Origin of the sequence: Caulobacter segnis (genome assembly GCF_019931575.1) — a bacterium.
Taxonomy (GTDB): domain Bacteria; phylum Pseudomonadota; class Alphaproteobacteria; order Caulobacterales; family Caulobacteraceae; genus Caulobacter; species Caulobacter segnis_C.
The window spans coordinates 4,482,581-4,502,894 of record NZ_CP082923.1 but is presented as its reverse complement, the minus strand read 5'-3'; the positions used below and the strand labels follow the sequence as shown (position 1 = coordinate 4,502,894).

Genomic DNA, 20,314 nt, shown 5'->3' with positions numbered 1-20,314 from the left:
CGCTCCCTTTCGCGGTATGGTTCTCTCGCTAGCCGATGGATTCTGGTTGCGCCTGGTGGCCTGCTATTTTGCCACGATGTGCCTAGGGCTTGGATTTCCGGCTGCTGCGGAGGTGAAGCCACATCAGTCCCTCAAGGGTACGCGCTCACTGGGCGATCTCATCGAGCAGGCCACGGCTGGTCGACCGGTCCATGTCATCTTCGTTCATGGAATGCGCGCGGAAGGTCCTGGCGCTTCGGTGGAGCTACGCAAAGCGATCTGCCAGCAGCCCGACTTCTCATGTAGATCGGGCGACAAAGCTCCCGACGACCAGTATGTTGCCGATCTTGGAAGTGCGGCGCCCGCCGCTTCGCTTTACGGCAAGCGCATCTGGACTGACGCGCAGTGGATTGGCAGCCGCCCCTTTGTCGATCGTTACCACTTTAAGCGCCACGACGGCGTCGAAGTGATTGTCGACGAGGTAAACTGGTGGCCGTTGCTGTTTCCGCTCAAGTGTCGCTATCTCCTCCTGCCGGAGATCGAGCTTTCGGGGCCCGACGAAGAACACCTTGAGCGCTGCGCGCGCGCCGCTCCTCCTTTCCACCCTTGGACAACCAAGGCGGATGTCGAAGCGCGGATCGCCAATGCGCCGCGCCATGCAAAGGGCGCTTGGGCCAACAGGATGCTCAAGGCGCAGATCATGAACTGGGGACTCGCCGACGCCGTTATCACGCTTGGGCCGATGCGCGCGTATTTCCACCAGACCATGGAGCAGGCTTTTGCCTATGCGGGAAGGTCCGGTTCCAAAGGAGAGACGTTCGTCATCGTCTCCGAGAGCCTGGGCAGCTTCGTGGTGATGGATGCTTTTGCCAGCTCCAAGCCGACCTCAAGCGTGCGCGACGTCATGCAACGCACCTATGATCTCTATTTCTTCGCCAACCAGTTTGCGCTTCTCGAATTGGCTCGTATCGAGGGACTGGATTCCGGTGCCGTTCCCCTTCCCATCAAGGCCAGTCATTCGCCTGACGCTGTGACCGTCGTCTCGCCGGTCAACGACGCGGATAGCGCGTCGATCCCAGCGGTCTCCCCGTTTTCCGCCCTGAGGGAATGGGCCTCTCCGCCCCGCGGCTCAGGCGGTGCACAGCACATTCGACAGATCATCGCGTTCAACGACCCCAACGACGCTCTCACCTACGAAGTGCCCGAGATCACGGGCGCGCAGGTCGTCAATGTCTATGACTGGAACAGCTGGCACATCCTGGGCCTTTTCGCCGACCCGATCGGCGCCCATGTCAAACACAGCAAAAACAAGAGCGTCATCAAGCTCTTGTTCGAGCGCCGCAAGCCCCTCCCTAGGTGAACGAGCTGCGCCAGTAACGGACCTTAGGTCACCGCGGGGAAGGCGACGTTTCGCGCGGATCTCTCTTCGCCGGTGATTTTCTAACGGCAGCGCTACGGCGCTTCGGTTTTGCCTTCACCGCTTGTTCAATGTCCGAAATGTCGACGACAGCGATCTCCACACGCGCGGCATCTGTGCCGCCTGCGCCTAGGCGATAGGCGAACGCTTTGAGACGTTCCACGACTTCGCTGAACGTGAGGAACGTCCCGTCCTCCGCCTCCCAGCCCTGAGCCCGAGCATGTTGGTGCACCAGCACCAAGACGCCGTGCCGTTCATCGCGCTCGCGCAAATAGCGGCCCGCTAGCTGGACCGTGATCGCGTCTTCTAGCTGTTGGATGGTCCAGCTTTCCGCGACCTTGATTTCCAAAGGCAGACTTGCCGTTGTCGCGCGCGCCTGGAGCCTGATGTCTGGCTCCTTCTCGTCGGCGACATGTGGTTCGCGTTCCATGGTGTAAGCACGACCAGCCTCGTGCTCGAGTTCCCAAGCCAAAGCCTTTTGCACCTCGCGCTCGTTCGGGTGCCGTTTGAAGGACTGACCTTGTCCAAAGCGGTGATGATGCAGATCGTGGTTGATGTCTTCGAGGCGCGATAGCGCCAGCAACTGCAAGTCGCGCGGCGTGCGCGGCGCTATATCGAATTGCTTCTCAAGCTCGCGTGCTTCGGCTGCGGGCCATTTGGCATGCTCGGCATCCTCGCACGCCCGGTCATAGATAAGCCTGTCGATGCGCAGAAGAGGAATGACCTCGCCCGGTTCGGCGGACAGTCGGCGAAGCGCCTCTAGCGTCTCGCGTCCCGGCGTCGCGCAGAGCTGCTTGAACAAGTTGGAACGCGCGCCCTCGGCATGATCGCGAAGGCCCGGTGAATAGACTCCATCATGGTGCACGTCCTCCTCATGTCGGATCGTGCGAAAGGCGATGACGACCAGCCGTTCCAAAACGTCGAATGGAAGGACTTTCGGGCTAATGCCACCGCTCAGCCACCCGTCACCGAACACGGCCGGGAGGACGTTTTCAGCGAGAGACTTTTGCTTGTCGGCCGACAACGTATCGAGCTTTTCCGACAGCGCGACCACGCCCTCGGCCGGCACGACAAGCATTACAAAGCCAAGGTACGTCGCAGCTTCGCCGAACGTCTCGAAGCTTTTGAAACGCTCCAATGCGAGATCGATGAAGGACCGCGGAACGGCGACATCCGGTATAGCCTTCCGAATAATCCGGAAGACCTTTGAAAGCGGAAGCTTCGCCAGGTCGGGATGCTCCTCGACGTACTTTAAGAGGACAGGCGCTACGAGCTTTGCGAGCGCGGGCTCGGAGTACCCAACGGTATCGAGAAACCCATGCTGGTCCGGCGCTACGGCCAGATGGTCCGCAACCTCACCGACAAACACGTCGCGAACTTCATCTGGCCAGACTTCGGCCAGCGGGAACAGCCATCGCGGGAAGCCATTTAGCTCCTGCGTTGAAAGCTGCGCCGACGTCGTCGCTTCACTCGACGATAACCCGTTCAACCAATTCGGATCGCGCTTCGCTTCCATTGAAATGGCTGAGATGCTCATGGAGTCCAGCTTGTTTGTCTGATTGCGGGCGTCGGGCTTTCGTGAGCTGGTCAATGTCGGCTTGTGGCTTCGCCAGAACCGGATCAAGGCAGAAGTGACTTCCTCCGACAGCTCCGGACCGAGGACTTCTGCGAGGATACCAAGACCGTCGATGGAGTAGCCGGTGCGCTCCTCGCTTGCCGAGTACAGCAGTTCCCAGATGTAGAAGATACGCCCGTCGGTATGCCCCGGCTTCAAGTCGGCCGGCGGCGTCCTTAGCTGAGTTGGGTTCGCTTTGAGGCCGTCCAAGAAATCGCGCCACGATTTATCGCGCTTCGCGCGCTCCAGATCATGCTGCTTCTTGAGCTTCGCCATCTTTTCATGGTGCTCGATTTCCCATGGTTCAGGCTTCGGCGGTTCGAGCCATGCCTTCAGGAAATCCTTTGACACTTGGGATTTTTCGGCAGCGTCTTTGATCTTCTTCAGCAACTCGTCCGATTTTCCGTGGTCCCGCCACAGCGGGAGCAGGCCCGTGAGAGCCAACTGACGCTTGATCGGCGTATCGCCATCGCGCGCGTCTTCCAGAAGCCACGGAATATCTTCCTCGCGCAGGCCCGCTGACCATCCAGCAAACTCGAGCTGCCAGAGGTTGGTCAGCCCGTTATGGACTCGCTTATGATCCTTGAGCAGTTCGACTGCGCGCCAGAGCCCGATCCGCCGACGTTCAGGGGAAGCTTGAAGGGCGGCGCCAAACGCTTCGTCGTCGAAGCGGCGTCCCCCGTACTGGTCGCTTGCCAATCGGACGGCGGCGTCCACCACGTCGATGTCGATGCTCCGCGCCGGCAGAAGCTTCAACAAGCCGGACGCGGCTGATTGAAGGAGCGGCTTGAACTTGTTGTCGCCACGACCCCGCCGCTTCGGCTGATCCTCCTCCTCTTCATCGTGCTCTTCGACTAGAGGCAAAACCGCCTTGGTGAATTGCTTGAATTGCTCGCGCGTCCTAAGGCGATCAACGAGCTGTGTGCCCCGCCAGTCGAAGTGGTGCGCGGTGTCGCCCGCCTTCTCCAGACCATCAAGAATTTGAACGAGCGCATCGATGTTGAGATGTTTCGGGAACACGGCGTCCAACGCCTCCCAAACGACACCTGTATCCAGAGTCTTGAACTCGGCAGCTACTTTCTGCGCCAGCGCTTTTAGATCGTCGTCAGTGCCAACCGACCCTAGCGCCCGGACGGCCAGAATGGGTGTGATCTTGTCTGAGTAAGCTGCCGCGACCGCCTCTCTCGCGATGTCGATGCCGTCCTGCAGCTTGCCCGCTTCGATCATGGTGAGGATCAGGCGACGAACCTCTTCCACACCATTGTGCTGCGTCCAAGCGGCTCGGAGCGCGGGCAGGATGTCCGGGGTCGCAAAACGGCGCAGCGTATCGCGGTCGAGGAAACGGTAACGTTCAATGCCTGCCGCATACTGCGCAAAGGTCGCTTCGAGTGCGCCAAGCCGCACGTCGAGCAGCAGGCTCGCAGGATCTCCCGCCGTAAGCAGGAGCGCTGGATCACGTGCGATGATCTCTTGCGCGAACTCGTCGCTCCAGATCGCTAGCCACGCTGCCGTCTCTCGCACCGAAGGCAGAACTACAGGCACGCCATCGGCGTCGCCAAAGAGCAAAGCGCGCACGCGAGATTTCGGGGCGTTTCCGTCGAGCCGGGCGTTGAGCCAGCGGGCCGCAAGATACCCGCGCACGACACCCTCGTTATCGTTGTGAAGGCGGACCTGGCCCACCGCTGCAGGATCAAAGACGGGGCGCGACAGTAGCTTCGGGAGCTTCTCTGTTGCCCAATCAGGCAGGATGTCACGAAGCTTGAAGGCGCCTGACGGCTCCAGGCTGATTTCGGTGTCGGGAATTTCGATCTTGTCGCCGCGGCCGAAGACCAACGTCGCTGCTATCCGTTCAAGAGCTTTCAGTCCCTCGTCGGGATCGATCTCGTCGCGCGCCCCGTGTTCGGGGTTTTCCTCTTGCAGCCGAGCACGGATGCTCGCTTCCAGCATTTCGGACAGGCGCCCGAAGCGAGCATGGCGCTGCCAGTAGTCTACCAACCAGCCCAAATCCAACGGTCGCTTCGCGAAGTGCCAGAGGTTCTCGCGCTCCAACGCGGCCATGAATTCGTCTAGCTGGTGAACGCCTTGCCCTTCGGCAAATTGACGGACCTGCTTCTTGTCGAGCGGAGCCATGAGCACCACTAGCGGCTTCTCTGGCTTGCCCTTCTCGCGGCCCTTGTGGGTGTTGCGCAGAATGCTCGCGAGAATTTGCTCGGGATCTAGGGGGACTCCCTCATCGACTTTTGCAGTAGGAAGCAGCTCGTTCAGCTTCTTGAGGTCGGCCCGAAACTCCCATCGGCTGTAGCGCCCTGAAATGATGACGCGGGCGCGCGATTTGTTGTTTCCCAACCCATCAGCCAGTTTGCTAAGGGCGTCGGCAAATCGAATATGATCGAGCTTTGCTTCGTCGATGCTGTCGATGAAGAACCAGCCAACCGCATCCGAATCCCGCCATCTTGCCAGCCTTTCGCGCCCGTCATTATCAAGCGCTGCGTCGAGGCCATCACTCGCCACCTTCTGAACGGTCGTGTGGAAAGCGAATTCGCCGGCCGTTATGAGCTTGGCGGCCTGTTCTTCTAGCTCTCTGGATTTCCCGCTCCCCGCTTCCGAGAGGACGATGACGCGCTGTCTCTTGAGGATTTCGTCCCATTGCACGTCGCCATAGAATTCACGCTCGAATAGTGCGAAGTCATCGCGTTGTGTGTCCTCGTCTCTCCACGGAGAAAATCTGCGATTGAGCTGAACGTAAGGCATTAGCTCAAATCTAGGTGACCACGAAATCTACGCAAGTGGCGACGGTTCGACGTCGTATAACCTGCCCGAGTGCGGACCTTCCCAACGTCGCCAACGAGTCACTTGTCGCTCCTCGCTGGCCTGCTCACGATGCGAGGTAGTCGAGGTCTGGGACCGGTCCGGATTAGTGGCGAGCGGCCGGAGCGAGCTGCAAGAAGAGTTTCTTGCGGAATGAGCGTGAGGCGACGAGGGGGAAGTGCCACTGCTCGCGCCGGAGAGCGTGTCGTGTAACGGAGTTGTGCGCATTTCACGCTAAGTCCATTTCTGCCCGCTCTTTAATGTTATTGGCCAGATTTCAAAATTTATTATAAGTAATGCGAATAAAAGACGATCTATATTTTCGTGCGATCGCATAATGAGCGCGAGATATTTATCGCCATACCCTATAGGGTGTGGATGAATATATTTAACGGGTCAGCCTTGTGTATCTCAGATTTTGTCGTGATCATCATGCTTCGCGCTGCGTGCATGCATGTTGCGCTCTATCCGCGACCTAACGCGAGGTGTTGATGCAGCGATAGATCAACAAATACAGCGGAAACGAGAAAAGCCCGGGCTTGCCGGCCCGGGCTTTTCTCGGGGAAACCCCGACTTCGATTGGTCATCGATGTCCAACTTTCCCCCCGCATCGTTCCAAAGTCAACTGTCTGTGTCGCAGGCGGCGCTGGATACGTGCGGCTCGATTTCCGCTCCTTCCTGAAAACCAATCCAGAGGAGTGGCCTATGCCCAATCCCAATGGAGCGCCCACTGCGCTCCACACCCTGACCTATGGCCAAAAGGCAAGTCTCTATGACCGAGCCCCCGTCGGCTACACGCCAAAGGGGCCAGTCAATTTGACCGACGCGCTCGCATCGGCGGGGCTTGTTAGGCGCCATGAAGATTGGTCCCAGGTTACCGTCCGGGGGCGCCTGGTCGTAACGCCGGATGGAAGACCAATAAGGACCATCATCACAGGTCGCCGCCGGCAAGTAACGGGCAGCTATCCCAGCCGCAAGGCGGGCCGTGCGCTGCCCCACGAGAGCATGAATGAACTGGCGTTGTTTCACCTTTGCGAGGTCGACACCGACGTCCTCGACTACAGGGCGCAGCCTTTCCGCTTCGAGTTCGTCGACGATGGACAGATCTATCGGTACATCGCCGACTGCGCGCGACTCCTAGCTAACGGCCAAGTCGAAGTCGTCGAGGTTAAATCCGACCGGCGAGCGTTGCGCGATCCTGACTACGCCAGGAAGCTCCAAGCCGTCGCCGAGCTTTGCAGGGAAATGGGCTGGCTATTCCGAACGGTTCTCCGAGAGGAACTCATCCAGCCGAAGGTTTGGCGAGAAAACGTCCATCTTGTTCAGAGCAACAAGTCAGTCCGCTTCGAGAGCTCGCACACCTATCAGGTGCTAGCCGCCATCGACCGGTGCGGCGAAGGCGCCACGCTTGGAGACGTGGCGGCAGCCTTGGGCGATCACCGGGCCGGCGAGGCCATTGCCATGGCGATGATGGTCGCGCGGATCATCCACATCGATCTCAGCGCGCCGCTCTCAAGCGATAGCGCCGTACGCGCCGTTTGCCCCAAAGCCAGCCTATTGGAGGTGGTTCGATGAGCGCTTCCATCCGCTTCACGCCCCAACAAGTTTGGGAAGTTGACGGGCAGAAAATCCGTTACGTCCGGGATCTGGGTGACGGCCTACTGCACTTCAGTGTCGACAGGACTGGCGGACCGCTCCAGATCGAAACGCCGGACGGTATGCGAGCCCCCGATCGCACTTGGGCGATCGAGATGTTCGGGCTGGGGCGCCTACGCCAACTCCCAACGATCCCGGAGTCGGCCGACGCTCGGCGTCTCGCCGCCGTTCGTGAATATGCGCCGGACGAGGTACTTGAGCGCGATCCTCAGGCTGCGGTCCGTCGATTTGTCCTGAGCAAGTTCGATGAAGCTGGCTTTTGCAGCTTCGGCGAACACGCCATCAGGCTCCAGCTCTGCGCAATCTGGGCCTACATTCCGGTAGGCAATGCTGTCTTCTTGAAGAAGCCGGGCGTGCGGACCGTGCGGAGATGGTTGGAAAAGCGCGGCGTACCTGGTGAGCGGCCCATGCGGCAAATGCTGTCGCTATCGGGCCGCGTCCCTCGGCGCCGGCGGCTGCCAGCGACAAGCGTGAGGCTGCTGCAGAAAGCTGCTATTCGCTACTGGACCACGCGCTACGGCGTACGTGATGTCTACGCATGGGCCCACAAGCGCCTCGTTCGGCTCAACCGATGGCGCGTTCGGGCTGGAGAAGAGCCTCTACGGGTACCCAGCCAAGAAATCCTGCGCAAAGAAATCCGGAAGCTTGAGTGCTACGACTCCTACGCCGCAAAGTTCGGCGAAAAGCTGGCGCAGGCTCGCTTCAAGGCTGACGGCAAGGGCCTGTCGGCCACGCGCTTCCTGCAGATCGGCTGCATGGACCATACTCAGGTCGATAGTATCGCCGTGTTGGACGCTGAGAACCTGCTCCCTTTGGGCAGGCCTTACCTGACTGTCCTCATCGATGTGAAGACGCGATGCATACTGGCCTTTGTTTTAAGCTTTGAGCCGCCATCGCTTTATCAGGCCATGGAGTGCATCAAGCGCGCCAATAGGCCAAAGCTCCACCTCAAGGCTCGTAAGCCAAAATACCCCGTACTTGCCGACATTTTCGGGCGCTTCGACGAGATTGTGGTCGACAACGGGTGGGAATTCGCAGGCAAGTCTTTTGAGGACAGCATGGCGGACATGAGCACCGCGGTGCGTTGGGCGCCCGTGAAGTCCCCGACCTACAAGGCGATCGGAGAGCGCTTTTTCGGCATCCTGAATACTCTTCTCCTTCAGAAGCTACCCGGAGGGACGCTTAAGCCTGAGCTGATGCGGCAGATGGGCTATGACCCATTTACGGATGCGATCCTCACCCTCGGCCAACTGGAAGACCTTATCTGGGAGGCCATCTGCTACTACCACATCGAGGAGCACTCGGACTTGCTCCGGCCTCCTGCCGATGTGTGGCGTCGGGACATGGAAGCCTTCGGCATCCCGGTCATTGGCGATGACCGGCAGCTTGACCGAATGCTGGGGCAAATAAAGTACCCCCGTACGCTCACCAAATCGGGCGTCGAATTGTTCGGGCTTCAGTTTCACGATGAGTCCCTGACCGGAGCTCTGCTTGAGGATCTTATCTCTCTGGAGCCAAGGCGTGGGCAGCGGCGCGGCTCGGCGACGGCCAAGGTGAAGGTCAAGTACAACCCTGCCAACATCGCCGAGATCAATGTCTGGAACCAGCGTCGCAACCTGTATGTGACGCTGCCCTGCACCGACGATCGTTACGCCTCAGGAATATCGTTCTGGCACCACAATCAGCTCAGAGCATGGACCAAGGAGTGCGGTCTTAGGTTTAGCAGTGAAGAGGACCGTCTTCTCGCCCGTGCAGAGCTACAGCGGCTCATTTCCGACTACGCACCCGAGCTCCGCGGCAAGGAACGAAGGGCCGCTGCCCGTCTTCTGCACTCGCCGACGGTCGAGGCTACTCTCGAAGGCCATGGGATTGGCCTGGCGTTCGCGCCGGCGCGACATGATGGGTTGGCGCCGATCATCGAGCATCGGGCCCTAGCCGCCATCCGTGAAGACGGCGACACGCCGCCGACAAGGTCAGCTCGAAGCAAACCCAAACCTAAACAATCGAAGTCTAAGCGAAACTCACCACCGAGGTCGAAGACGCCGGATTCCTATACCTTCACACTCCGATCCACCCCGCTGAAGGGGTTCGAGTGATGAGCGCTTTGGATCCGTTGAAGCCCTGTACCGGTAGTCTGCAGGAAGAATGGTCGACTGCTCGCAACGCCCAAATCGTAGAGAAGCTAGCTGAGTTCGACACGATCTACATCTATTACACACCACACATTGTTCTGCATGGTGTCTTCGACTTTCTGGTCAAATCGAGCGCGGCGTCCATGGGGCAGCCGCAGCGAGGGTTAAGAGTAATAGCGCCAAGTGGTTCGGGAAAAACAACAGCGGCTTTAAGAATAAAAGCGCTGATTGAGGCCAAACTTCCAGAAGATTGTAACGCCAAGCCGATCGTTTATGTCGCCCTTGAGCGCCAAGCGACCTCAAGGAGGCTATTTTCTTCCATATTGAATGCTCTGGGCGATGGATTTCACGCCAGAGGCACTGAAGATGTGCTCCGTGAACGCGTCTACAAACTCCTGCAGCGCTTTAAGACCCTCCTACTCATCATCGACGAAGTCCAACACCTCTCCTCGAGAGGCACCGGTGGGGACGTCACGGACTCCCTAAAACGGCTCCTAGATGATGGTGTAGTTTCTGTGGTGTTCATGGGCGTCGAGGAAGCGCTGCCCATGTTCACGCGCAACCTGCAGCTTTCGGGACGCCTGTTACCGCCTGCGGACATCCGGCAGCTGGACTCCGAGATTGCAGACGACCGTAGCTTGCTCGCCGACTTCATTGTCGCTCTCGACAAAGCTGTCGTGGAGCGCGGCCTAATGGAGGAGCTTGGGGGGTGGGAAGATCCTTGGATCGTCGGATGCCTCCATAACGTATGTGATGGGGTAATCGGGCGCATTGTGCGGCTGGTGCGAGTGGCCCTCGAGATCGCTTTGCGGCGCGGCGCTTCGCGTATCGAGCCCTATGACTTGATGTTGGCTACCGATCGCTGGGCGGTGCCTCAGAATTTCGTCAAGGCGAACCCTTTCCTTTCGCGTCTGCGCGAGGTGTAGCCATGTCGATATCCGACTTGAGTTCAGGTGAAGCCTGGGGAACGTCCCAGGTCGGCCTACCTACTCTGGCCCTAAAGCTGTCACCGTTCGCTGACGAGAGCCTGCCTAGCCTCCTGATGCGGCTCACCGAGGAGAACATTCTCAGCGGCCCTCATGACATCCTCAGAGTAGCCGGCCTCTCTAGCGTCGCGATGCTTTCAACTGCGAAGCGCGAGGCGCTCGAAGTTCTCAGTGTTTGCTTAGGGATTCCGATCTCAGATCTAGAAAAAAGGATTCTGCGCGGAGACATCGTGAGGGGAGGTTCAGTCCAATTCTTCGGCCTGACAATGCGATCCATGCATTTCACGTTCAACCGGCGCAGGGTTTCACCGAAAGCACTGAAGAAAGGGCCCTACCACCGATCCTCCTGGGCTATCGGATCTTTGCCCTATTGCACTGAAGAGTGGGAGTTTCTGCTCGACGCCTGTCCTGCGGAGTGTGGTCGCCCCCTTGATTGGTACGGTCGGCTGGGACCGGCTAGGTGCCGGCATTGCGGATACGATCTTCGCCGTGCCCGTGCCAAAGCGGTGCCCGAAACTTATCGAGACGCCTTCAAATTGTTGGTCGATTTAGTCAGCCCCTTCGACCAGACGCGTGAAGACGCGCTGAAAAGGGTTCCTGGGGTCCTCCGTAGTCTGACAAATGTTGAGTTGCTTGAATTCGCGCTCGGCCTTGGGCGGGCTGTACTCGCGGCCGAAGGCTATGATACTGCCCAACCGGAGAGTCGGAGGTGGCGGGGAATGGCAGAGGGGGCTGATTTGCTCCTCGCCTTTCCCGCTAGCGTCGGAAAGTTCGCAACCTCGACCCGCTTGAACGCAAAACGCTCGCCCTTCTTCAGCAATCTCGCCGCCGCTGACTACCTGAACAGCTTCCCCGCGGTTCGGGCCATCGTTGACGATGTGCTGCGCGAGTATGAACCCATCCTGCATGGCCCAATTCGTTTGATGGCCCAAAGAGAGGGGCGTGGAGATCTCTCGCTTTCGATCGCGGCTGAGCAGCTTCACCTGTCAAAGGCTACGATGAGACGGCTTGCGGACCAGAGGCAGTTCGAAGTGTCTCCGCCCCGTGGGTTTGGGCGCAAGCTGGAATGGTTTTCAAAAGTCAGCGTTGATGCCATGGCGGCGCGGCTCGGCAATCGCCAGTCCGCTCTCGACTTCTCAAGGTCCTACGGGATGCCCCTCGCTGGCATCGAACAGCTTGTCAGTCTCGGTCTTCTGACTGTGAATAACGATCCTGCGGTGGCGGCGATCTACGATGGCCTGCAACTCCATCGCGGGGAAGTGGACGACCTAGTGGGGCGACTATGCAGATGCCTCCGGTTGCTCTCCGGTCCCGTGTGGTCCTTGGCTGACGTCTTCAGTGCGATCGGAGACAGTGAAAAGCCGTGGGGAGCGATTGTGAAGGCTCTACTCGATGGCTCCTGCCTCATAGAGGTCGGTATGAGCCCCGTCGGGCTCAAACTTGATGAGCTGGTGGTTGGTCAGGCGAGCGGGCGGGCCTTTATCGAAGGTGCTTACCCTGAATTGCTGGCGCTTCCGGAGCGGGCCTCTGTGCTCGGCCCCGAGCCCGACATGACCAGGCTGGAAGTCGAGCGATATTTGAACTGCTTCCCGCGCGATGTGTCGTGGCTGATGGCGAATGGGCGGCTTGGCCGGCCGGAGGGCGCCAGGCGAAGTGTTCCGCGGGGCGACGTTGTACAGTTGGGCCACGAGTTGATCAGTTCACGGGAGATAACCTGGCGCTGGCGTGTATCGCCGACCCTACGGGAGGCTCTGCCGGAGTACGGCATTGTCCGTGTGGCCGGCCCATTCTGGCCGCGTCGGCAAGTTGCCGATTTCTTCAATGAGCGGTTTCCGCAAGGACGGCCGGCGTAGCGGCGTCGCTTGCGTCAGAGGAATATCGGCCGGAAGTTCAACTGATAGCGCCTCGACAGCGCTGATCTCGTGGTGACGCCATGACGGATTTTCTACCTCCAGCTTTGCACGCGAAGGTCGTTGAGCTCGCCGCGGATTTGGGGCTGACAGTTGAGGAGTTCATCGTTGAGACCGTAGCCGGGCGCGTCGAGACGATGGAGTTTTTCAAGACCCGGGCGGCCGGCGCTAGGCGCGAGGACCTGACGCGATTTCTCGACGCCGCGCCCGATGTTCCGCCCGTTCCTGGTGATGAAATCCCCGCAGATGTGATTGAAAGGCTCGGCTGGCAAAAGGGGCGCCAGGTCGCGGGGCAACAGGCTGTTGACGAGCTCGACGGCGGCGCGCCCCGCGGCGCGACCCAGGTCTTCGCCTTCGTAGACATAGAGGATGTTGTAGACGCCGGGGCGGCCCTTGACCGAGCGCGTCTTGCCTCGCCCCACCTCGACCCCGGCCAGCTTCTGCAGCTCCAGGGCGACGTGCTCGATCACATGCCCCAGCCAGGTGCCCTCGCGCATCCGCAGAACGAGGCCGCCGTGCGTCTTGTAGGAGCAGCCGTGCGCCGTCAGACCCGGCAGGGCGACCATCAAGCGATCCGTGAAGCCGACGATCCGGTTGGTCGGCCAGGCTTCGAGCGCGCCCAGGTCGAGCTGGATCCGCACCATGGGCCGTGCGGCGTAGAGATGCGGGCCGCGATAGGTCGCGGTTTCGAGGACGCGCATCTAGGCCGCCTTGGCCGTGAGGTGGAGAGGCTGCCGCATGACCTGATCTGCGCGGGCATGGATGATGTCGCGGATCACCAGGGCGGCCGCCAGCTTGCGGGTCGGCGCCAAGCCGTGCGCCCGAAGGCGACCTTCGCGATCGATGGTCCGCCAAAGCCAGGAACCGCAGGCCGTCGGCGCGATCGAGAATCGAACCATCGTGTCCCCGTCCATTTCATTCTCCGGGTCGGAGGGGTGTGCGGCGGCGCTCATGCCGGAGCGCCGAGCGGGTAGGGAAAAGCGGAGGGCCGGGTGTCGTCCGGGGCCCAGGTTTCGAAGGACGTCGCGCGCTCGCGAACCCGCACCTCGACCGCCGTCGGCCAGGCTCTGGAGAGCGCGCGGGCCTCGGCGATCGCCCGGCGCCGCGCGGAAAAGAACAGCACCTCGCCGGTGGCGGCGATCTTCACGCACCAGCCGCCGTCATAGGGGGCCACATCGAAGACGGTGGACATCGGCGTCTCCTATTCGGCGGCGTAGACGAGCGGATGGGCGTGGGCCCACAGGTGGGCGCGATAGGTCTCGAAGCACTGTTCGCCGCAGATCAGGCGCATGATCGCGCCCTCGGCGATGAAGCGGGCTCGGCCCGGATCTTCCGAGACCAGCGGTATCAGCGCTTCGGCGTTCCAGGCCTTGGAGTGCTCCACGTCGAGGTGGGCGTGCAGCGCGAAATACTTGCGCGCCTCGGGCGCGACGCCGACGCGCTTGAGGCCGGCGTCGACGCAGGCCACGCGGGTGGGAGCGGTCAGCTCGACGACTCCCAGGGCGCCGATCGAGTGCCAGGCGTAGCGCCGGGTGGTGGCGAAGGCGGTCATGGTGTTGGCCAGGCAAAGCGACTGCCACAGCGTGGTGTCGATGGTCGGCGTCAGGCCCAGGGTCGCGGTCGTCGACTCCAGCATCGGGCCGTGCATGCCACGCGCATTGCCGCGGCCCATCTCGTCCCAATAGTTGCGGGCCAGTTCGAGCTTGGCGCGGTCGGGGACCTTGACCTGGGTCATGGCCACCAGGTCGTCGAAGCCCGCCTCGCCGGCGGCCTCCTGGGTCAGGAACCATTTGATGTCTTCCAGCGAGGCCGAGCCTTCCAGCCAGTCGAAAAGCGGGTCCCACTGTCCAGGGCCGTGATCTTTCAGCGCCTCGAACCAGGCGACGAAAGCCTCGGCGTCCTCGGGGACCTTGTCGACGAGCGGGGCGATATGGCTTCGGAAGCCCTCGATGAACTCGCCCTCGAGGCGCTTCATCCGACGCTCTTCATTGATCTCGTCATGCCAGGCCTGCGTCGGCGATTCCGGCGTCAGGCGTCGATGGTTCCAATGGGCCAGTCCCTTGTGCAGGGCGTCGGCGTCAGGAAATTGCGGGCCAAAGGCGCCCAGGCGCGAAAGACGATCGCCACCAAACATACTGTGCTCCGGCATTTGCGAGAGGACGCGGTGCGGTCGGGGCCCGCACGTCGTCTCCTCGTTGATGGAAAGCCGCACCAAACGGGGGCGGCGAGCAGAGCAAACGGAGCGTGCTCTAGGCTGTTCCAATGTCGGCTATCGGTCACGACCTCCGGTCCCGCGAAAATAGCCCGCCAGCCCTAGCGCCGGGTGGGCGGACTCACGATCGCTCCGCCGTCATTTGATGGTTGGACCGGACTGGATCGTCACCGTCGGAACATTGCTTCAGGTGGGCGGTTGGTCTCCCGAACCCCAGGAGATCACGATGTCCGACGAGTCGATCGCCCGCGCGCTGCAAAGCGACGCCCCGCTAACCGCCGCCGTGCGCCAGCGTGACGTCGCTAACGCGGTGGCGGAGGAGCGCGGCTGGCATGAAGCGGCCTTGGTTGGCCGCACCATCACGATCAACCGGCCTCGCGCCGAGCTATACGCCTTCTGGCGCGATTTCCGGAACCTCGCCCTGTTTATGGAGAACGTCGAGCGCGTCACGCCTGGCGATGATCGGCGCTCGCACTGGGTCGTCCGGGCGCCGGCCGGCAGGACGGTGGAGTGGGACAGCATCCTGACCGAAGAGGTCGAGAACGAGCTGCTGGCCTGGGAGTCGGCCGAGGGCGCCGACATCAAGAACGCGGGCCGTATCGAGTTTCGCGACGCCCCGCCAGGGCGCGGGACCCAGATCACCGCCACCATCGTCTATGAGCCGCTGGGCGGCGACCTTGGCAAGCTTGTCGCCAAGCTCTTTCAAAAGGAGCCGAAGATCCAGGCGCGCCGCGAGCTGCGGCGCTTCAAGCAGCTGATCGAGACGGGCGAGATCTCCACCGCCAAGACCTCGGACGCCGCGCCGCAAGGCTGATCCTCGAATTCCGACATCAAATTTCTAGAACTGGAGAACGCATGCGCGCCCTGACCTGGCACGGCAAACACGACGTCCGGATGGAGACCGTCCCCGATCCCAAGATCGTCAATCCCCGCGACGCGATCATCAAGATCACCTCGACCGCCATCTGCGGCTCGGACCTGCACCTCTATGACAGCATGATCCCCTCGATGGAGAAGGGCGACATCCTGGGCCACGAGTTCATGGGGGAGGTCGTCGAGACGGGTCCAGGCTCGACGCTTCGAAAGGGACAGCGGGTCGTCGTCCCGTTCGTGATCGCCTGCGGCCAGTGCTTCCACTGCAGCAAGCAGCAGTTCTCCGGCTGCGAGAACTCCAACCCGGCCGAGACGCAAGACCTGGGCGAGATCGCCTATGGAACGGCCATGACGGGGCTGTTCGGCTATTCGCACATGACCGGCGGCTATGCCGGCGGCCAGGCCGAATATGTCCGCGTGCCCTATAGCGACGTTGGCCCGATCGTCATTCCGGACGGCCTGGACGACGAGCAGGTGCTGTTCCTGTCCGACATTCTGCCCACGGGCTGGATGGCGGCCGAGAATTGCCAGATCGAGCCGGGCGACACCGTCGCGGTCTGGGGTTGCGGTCCGGTCGGACTGTTTTCGATCCAGAGCGCCCTGATCCAGGGCGCGCACAAGGTGATCGCCATCGATCACCATCCGCGCCGCCTGGAGCTGGCCAAGTCGCTGGGCGCCCAGGTCATCAACTACCATGACGTCAAGGTCCGCGAGGCCCTGATGGCCATGACCGGCGGCATCGGCCCCGACGCCTGCATCGACGCGGTTGGCATGGAGAGCCACGGCTTCTCGATCGACAACGTCGTTGACGCCGTCAAGGTCGCCACCCGCCTGGGCACCGATCGCGCCCACGTGTTGCGCGAGGTGCTGATGGCCTGCCGCACCGGTGGGCGGGTCTCGATCCCGGGCGTCTATGGCGGCGTAGGCGACAAGATCCCGATCGGGGCCTTGATGGAGAAGGGGCTGCAGATCCGCACAGGTCAGACCCACGTGCACAAGTACCTGCGGCCGCTGCTGGACCTGATCGGGGAGGGCGTCATCGACACCACCTTCCTGATCAGCCACCGATTGCCGCTGGAGCGCGCCCCGGACGGCTACAAGATGTTCAAGGAAGACCAGAACACCGTGACCAAGGTGGTCCTCAAGCCCGACTGGGAAAAGGAAGCCGCCTGACACGGACGCGGGATCCCTCGCCAGCCCAAGGCGAGGGATCTGGCGCTCATAGCGGCTGCAGCTCCGTCATCTCGCCGTGCCGGGCGATCAGGCGCATGGGGCGGCCTTTGATCCAGAGACGGTCGATCTCGATCGACGTCCACCCCGTCGGCAGGACCACCGTCCGCTCCGCCCAGGTTTCGGGCCCGCCCGGACCCACGCGCAGCCCCGTGAAGCCCAGGATCAGGCCGGTCAGGAACCCGCCGATGTTGGCGAAGAACGGGCCCGCCTGCGGCTGTTCCGGGAACCGGTCGGGACGGTACTCCAAGGTCTGAAGGAAGCGGCCGACACAGAACTGGCCATAACCGTCGTCCAGCAGCTTCAGCGCCAAGTCCCGGTCGCCGAGCCACGCGGCCCATACGCCGTAGAGGGCCGAAAGCATCGGGCTGCCGACATAGGCCTCGGCGGCGCCGAGATACAGCTCGAGCGTGGCCTTGGCTTGGTCGGGCTCTAGGCGATAGCTGAATGGGAACAGCCCCATCAAGGGATCGGGCGTCGCGCCCTTCTCCTCGTCGACGCGATAGTCGTCGTGCGAGATCACCGCCTTGCCGCGCATGGGGATTTCCATGCCGTCGGCGATCTCGGCCCAGGCCGGATCGGCCTCGAATCCCAGGTCTTCGGCGACCCGGATCGCGTCGCGCAGCACGACCACGGCGCCCATGTTGGTGAAGGCGGCGTTGCTGACCGGCGCTTCGCGCTCGGCGATGCCCATCGACTCCAGGATGGCGTAGCCGCCCCGCGTCCTTGTGACCCGCGAGGTGATCCACGCGCAGACCCCGGCCAGCACCGGCCAGGCCGAAGTACGCAGGAATTCGCGGTCGCCGGTGACGTCGGCATGGAGCGTGAACGCCCGGGCGACATCGAGCGACACGTGGTCTTCGTGCCAGGCGGCTGTGCCGGGCAGCGGTGCGGCTTCCTGGCCGCTCGCCGGAGCGCTCTCCCAGGGGAACTGCAGACCCCGCCGGCCCATCAGGCGGGCGTTGCGCCGAGCCCCCTCCAGCATGGCGGAACGGTAGTCGAGGAGGGCCTCGGCGGCTCGGGGTTGGACCAGGCAGAGGGCGGGAACCGCGAACGCCTCGATGTCCCACATCACGTGGCCGAAGTAGTAGTGATAGTCGTGCCAGGTGGCCAAGCCGAAGATCGAGGTCGAGGCCGGCGACGAGGCGTGCACCGAGCTGTTGAGGTAGAAGAAAGCCGCGTCGGCCAAGCCTTGCCACTGGGCGCTCGCGCCCTTGAGGTGGATGCGTGCCTTCCAGAGCTCGTCCCATTCAGCGCGGTTTTCGGCGCGGATCTTGTCGAAGCCGTCGCTGGCGGCCTTGGCCGCCAGGCGCGCGGCCTGCTGGTCCGGCATGTCGTGCAGGGCCCGCGGAACGAGGCTGGCGATCTGGCGCAGCCGCACCGGGCGCCCGGCGCGGGCGCGGAAGCCGTATTCGCTGACCAGCTGGCGATCACGCAACGGCGGCCGCGAGGGATCCTGCTCCCCGGCGCCGAGCAGCGTGGTGATGAACGCGAGGCCGCAGGTCGACAGGCCGCCAGCGGAGCGCCAGAGCAAGGTCCCGTCGGTCGACGGCGGATCCTCGCCCGGCGTTTCGCGGCTGTGCTTCAATGCGTCGCCGTCGGCGCCCCGGGCGTCGACAATGGCGCGTAGGCCGAGGCTGCAGGCCTTGTCGACCGTGACGGCGATCTCCTGGCAGACCAGGGTCGGGTCGGCGCGACTGCAGAACGTCAGCACCTCGACCTCAGCCGTTCGCCCCTCGGCCCTGAAGACGAAGCGGGAGGTTAGCTCTCCCGCGGAGAAGTCGTAGGCCTGCTCGAGATCCGACACCTGGTGCGGAACGTCGGAGAGCCAGGCGCCGTCCAGCGCCAGATCGCCGGCGATCGGGTAGGGCGCCACGGCGGCGGCTTCTATCTGGCGCTCGTAGTGTTCGCCACTGTAGCCGCTCAGCAAGGTCATGCCCGTCGTCAGGGGCACGTCCCGCACCCGTAGGCCGATGACGCCGTTGGAGACGTAGGCCGGAAGCTCACGACGCCCCGCGCCGGCGACGGGAGGCGGATTGATCGGCGCGCTCATGGCTTTTGCCTCGCAATGATGGTCACGCGTCAACGACCGGTCGCGTCATGGCGTTCAGCGGCGTCGGCGAGCGGAGATGCAGGTCGCAGAAGGCGAGGATTTCGGCGCTGTAAGCTGGCGCGCGCTCCAGGAAGCCCATGTGGTTGGCGTCGGTGATCACCTCCAGCTGGCCGCCGGGCGCGGCCCGCGAGAGCGTTCGGCTGGCTTCGCACTTGGTGACGATGTCCGCGTCGCCGGCCAGGATCAGCGCGGGCGCGGTGGTGGCCTGGAGCACGCCATCGGCGGCCCAGCGGAACATCGCCAGATTGCCGCGCGCCAGGGCGCCCGGCGGATTGCGCGTGGCCAGCAGCGTCGTGTGCTCGAGCTGGCTCCGGGTCACCTGGCTGGCGAAGCCGATGCGGTTGGCCAGATGCGCCGAGCCGCTCAGATAGCTCTGCCAGGCAGACAGCCAGGCCAGCGGTTGCAGCCAGATGGCCAGTCGCAGGACGGGCTCCAGCAGCGGCCATCGCAGGGCCTGGGCCAGGGGGCTGAAGATCATCGTCCGCAAGGGATTGGTGTAGGTGGTGTTGACCAGCACGATCCCGGCCACTTGGTCGCGCACCACCTTCGGATGGTCGCGGATCAGGGTTTGGATGATCATGCCGCCGATGCTGTGGCCGACCAGGACAGCCGGCTTGTCGCCGGCCAGGGCAAGCACGGCCTTCAGGTCAATCGCGAAATGCGACAGGTCGACAGCGCCGCCGCTCTCGGCGCGCGACTTGCCCAGGCCGGGCAGGTCCCAGACGATGACCCGATAGCGCCGCGAAAGCGCACGCCGCAGGTAGAACCAGATGGTGCCGTCCAGGCCCCAGCCGTGCGTCAGGACGACGGGCGGCGCCTCCGCCGGACCGTGCTCCTCGACATAAAGTAACGAGCCGGTGGGGCTTTGCAGGGTTCGACCCGCCGAGCGCTCCGCCCGGGTCGGTTCTGTATCGGCCCGCGCCAGCAGCGGCGTGACGACAAGACGGCCTAGGAAGGACCAGCTCAACAGAGCCACGGCCGTCCAGAGGCGCCAGGCCTCACGCAAATGGAGGGCGCGGCCCAGGCCGTCGGTCAGCCAATAGCCGTGATGCCAGGACCACAGGAGGTATCCTGCGGCGGCCAGGACAAGGAGCGAGATGAGCGAAAGCGCAAGGCGCGCCAGGACGATCAAGGGCATGGCGGCGTTCCAGATTCACCCGAGGAGGGGGAGCACCTAAACTTCTGGCCTCCGCGCGCGTTCCGCCGCGCCATCATTTGCACGAACGGACTTCGCGACGGCGCGGCGACATCGCCTCAAACCCGTCTGGCGCCTTGGGCCAGGTAAGGCGGCGCGGGCGATCCGCGTTCTAGGCCGCCAAGACGGCGCCGATCCGACCCGTGGCGCGTTGGTCAACAAGGCGTCAGGCGATCAAGCCGGCGCGG

14 protein-coding genes are annotated in these 20,314 nt (G+C 62.6%); 7 read left to right on the top strand and 7 right to left on the bottom strand.

The window, feature by feature from the left end; all coding sequences use genetic code 11:
• Positions 1-46: 46 nt before the first annotated feature.
• Positions 47-1,339, top strand: coding sequence for a hypothetical protein (locus K8940_RS20530; RefSeq protein ID WP_223391900.1), 1,293 nt, complete (start codon positions 47-49; stop codon positions 1,337-1,339).
• Between the two features lie 28 nt (positions 1,340-1,367).
• Here the strand turns inward: K8940_RS20530 and K8940_RS20525 are convergent, their stop codons facing one another.
• Positions 1,368-5,762: a hypothetical protein gene (locus tag K8940_RS20525; protein ID WP_223391899.1), complete on the bottom strand. Its 4,395-nt coding sequence runs from the start codon at positions 5,760-5,762 to the stop codon at positions 1,368-1,370.
• Between the two features lie 1,062 nt (positions 5,763-6,824).
• On the opposite strand from K8940_RS20525, the gene K8940_RS20520 reads away from it, so the two are divergent.
• The 4 genes from K8940_RS20520 to K8940_RS20505 are packed head-to-tail and all read left to right on the top strand — an operon-like array spanning position 6,825 to position 12,446.
• Positions 6,825-7,394 carry a TnsA endonuclease N-terminal domain-containing protein gene (locus K8940_RS20520; protein ID WP_223391898.1) on the top strand — a complete coding sequence of 190 codons (570 nt, stop codon included), beginning with the start codon at positions 6,825-6,827 and terminating at the stop codon, positions 7,392-7,394.
• On the top strand, positions 7,391-9,571 hold the full coding sequence (locus K8940_RS20515; protein ID WP_223391897.1) for a Mu transposase C-terminal domain-containing protein: 2,181 nt from the start codon (positions 7,391-7,393) through the stop codon (positions 9,569-9,571). The genes K8940_RS20520 and K8940_RS20515 overlap by 4 nt, the downstream gene beginning before the upstream one ends.
• Positions 9,571-10,533: a TniB family NTP-binding protein gene (locus K8940_RS20510; RefSeq protein ID WP_223391896.1), complete on the top strand. Its 963-nt coding sequence runs from the start codon at positions 9,571-9,573 to the stop codon at positions 10,531-10,533. Before K8940_RS20515 ends, K8940_RS20510 begins: the two co-directional genes overlap by 1 nt.
• Before the next feature lie 2 nt (positions 10,534-10,535).
• Positions 10,536-12,446: a hypothetical protein gene (locus K8940_RS20505; protein ID WP_223391895.1), complete on the top strand. Its 1,911-nt coding sequence runs from the start codon at positions 10,536-10,538 to the stop codon at positions 12,444-12,446.
• A gap of 92 nt (positions 12,447-12,538) precedes the next feature.
• On the opposite strand, the gene K8940_RS20500 is transcribed toward K8940_RS20505, so the two are convergent.
• Genes K8940_RS20500 through K8940_RS20485 form a run of 4 tightly spaced genes read right to left on the bottom strand, consistent with a single transcriptional unit; the run spans position 12,539 to position 14,637 of the window.
• Positions 12,539-13,204: a cyanophycin synthetase family protein gene (locus K8940_RS20500; RefSeq protein WP_223391894.1), complete on the bottom strand. Its 666-nt coding sequence runs from the start codon at positions 13,202-13,204 to the stop codon at positions 12,539-12,541.
• Positions 13,205-13,417 carry a hypothetical protein gene (locus K8940_RS20495; RefSeq protein ID WP_223391893.1) on the bottom strand — a complete coding sequence of 71 codons (213 nt, stop codon included), beginning with the start codon at positions 13,415-13,417 and terminating at the stop codon, positions 13,205-13,207. It lies immediately after the preceding gene.
• Between the two features lie 35 nt (positions 13,418-13,452).
• Complete coding sequence (locus K8940_RS20490) at positions 13,453-13,695, bottom strand: hypothetical protein (RefSeq protein WP_223391892.1); 243 nt, start codon at positions 13,693-13,695, stop codon at positions 13,453-13,455.
• 9 nt (positions 13,696-13,704) lie between these two features.
• Entirely contained in the window at positions 13,705-14,637 is a 933-nt protein-coding gene (locus tag K8940_RS20485; protein WP_223391891.1) for an iron-containing redox enzyme family protein, read from the bottom strand.
• Positions 14,638-14,941: 304 nt separating this feature from the next.
• Here K8940_RS20485 and K8940_RS20480 point away from each other — a divergent pair, with 304 nt between their 5' ends.
• Positions 14,942-15,529: an SRPBCC family protein gene (locus tag K8940_RS20480; protein WP_223391890.1), complete on the top strand. Its 588-nt coding sequence runs from the start codon at positions 14,942-14,944 to the stop codon at positions 15,527-15,529.
• Between the two features lie 41 nt (positions 15,530-15,570).
• Positions 15,571-16,761, top strand: coding sequence for a zinc-dependent alcohol dehydrogenase (locus tag K8940_RS20475; RefSeq protein ID WP_223391889.1), 1,191 nt, complete (start codon positions 15,571-15,573; stop codon positions 16,759-16,761).
• A gap of 46 nt (positions 16,762-16,807) precedes the next feature.
• Here the strand turns inward: K8940_RS20475 and K8940_RS20470 are convergent, their stop codons facing one another.
• Both K8940_RS20470 and K8940_RS20465 read right to left on the bottom strand, forming a co-directional pair.
• Positions 16,808-18,871 (bottom strand): glycoside hydrolase family 65 protein, encoded by a 2,064-nt coding sequence (locus K8940_RS20470; protein WP_223391888.1) that lies wholly within the window; start codon positions 18,869-18,871, stop codon positions 16,808-16,810.
• A 22-nt stretch (positions 18,872-18,893) separates the two neighbouring features.
• The gene (locus tag K8940_RS20465; protein WP_223391887.1) at positions 18,894-20,069 is read right to left on the bottom strand and encodes an alpha/beta fold hydrolase; all 1,176 of its coding nucleotides are present in this window, start codon (positions 20,067-20,069) and stop codon (positions 18,894-18,896) included.
• Positions 20,070-20,314 lie beyond the last annotated feature (245 nt).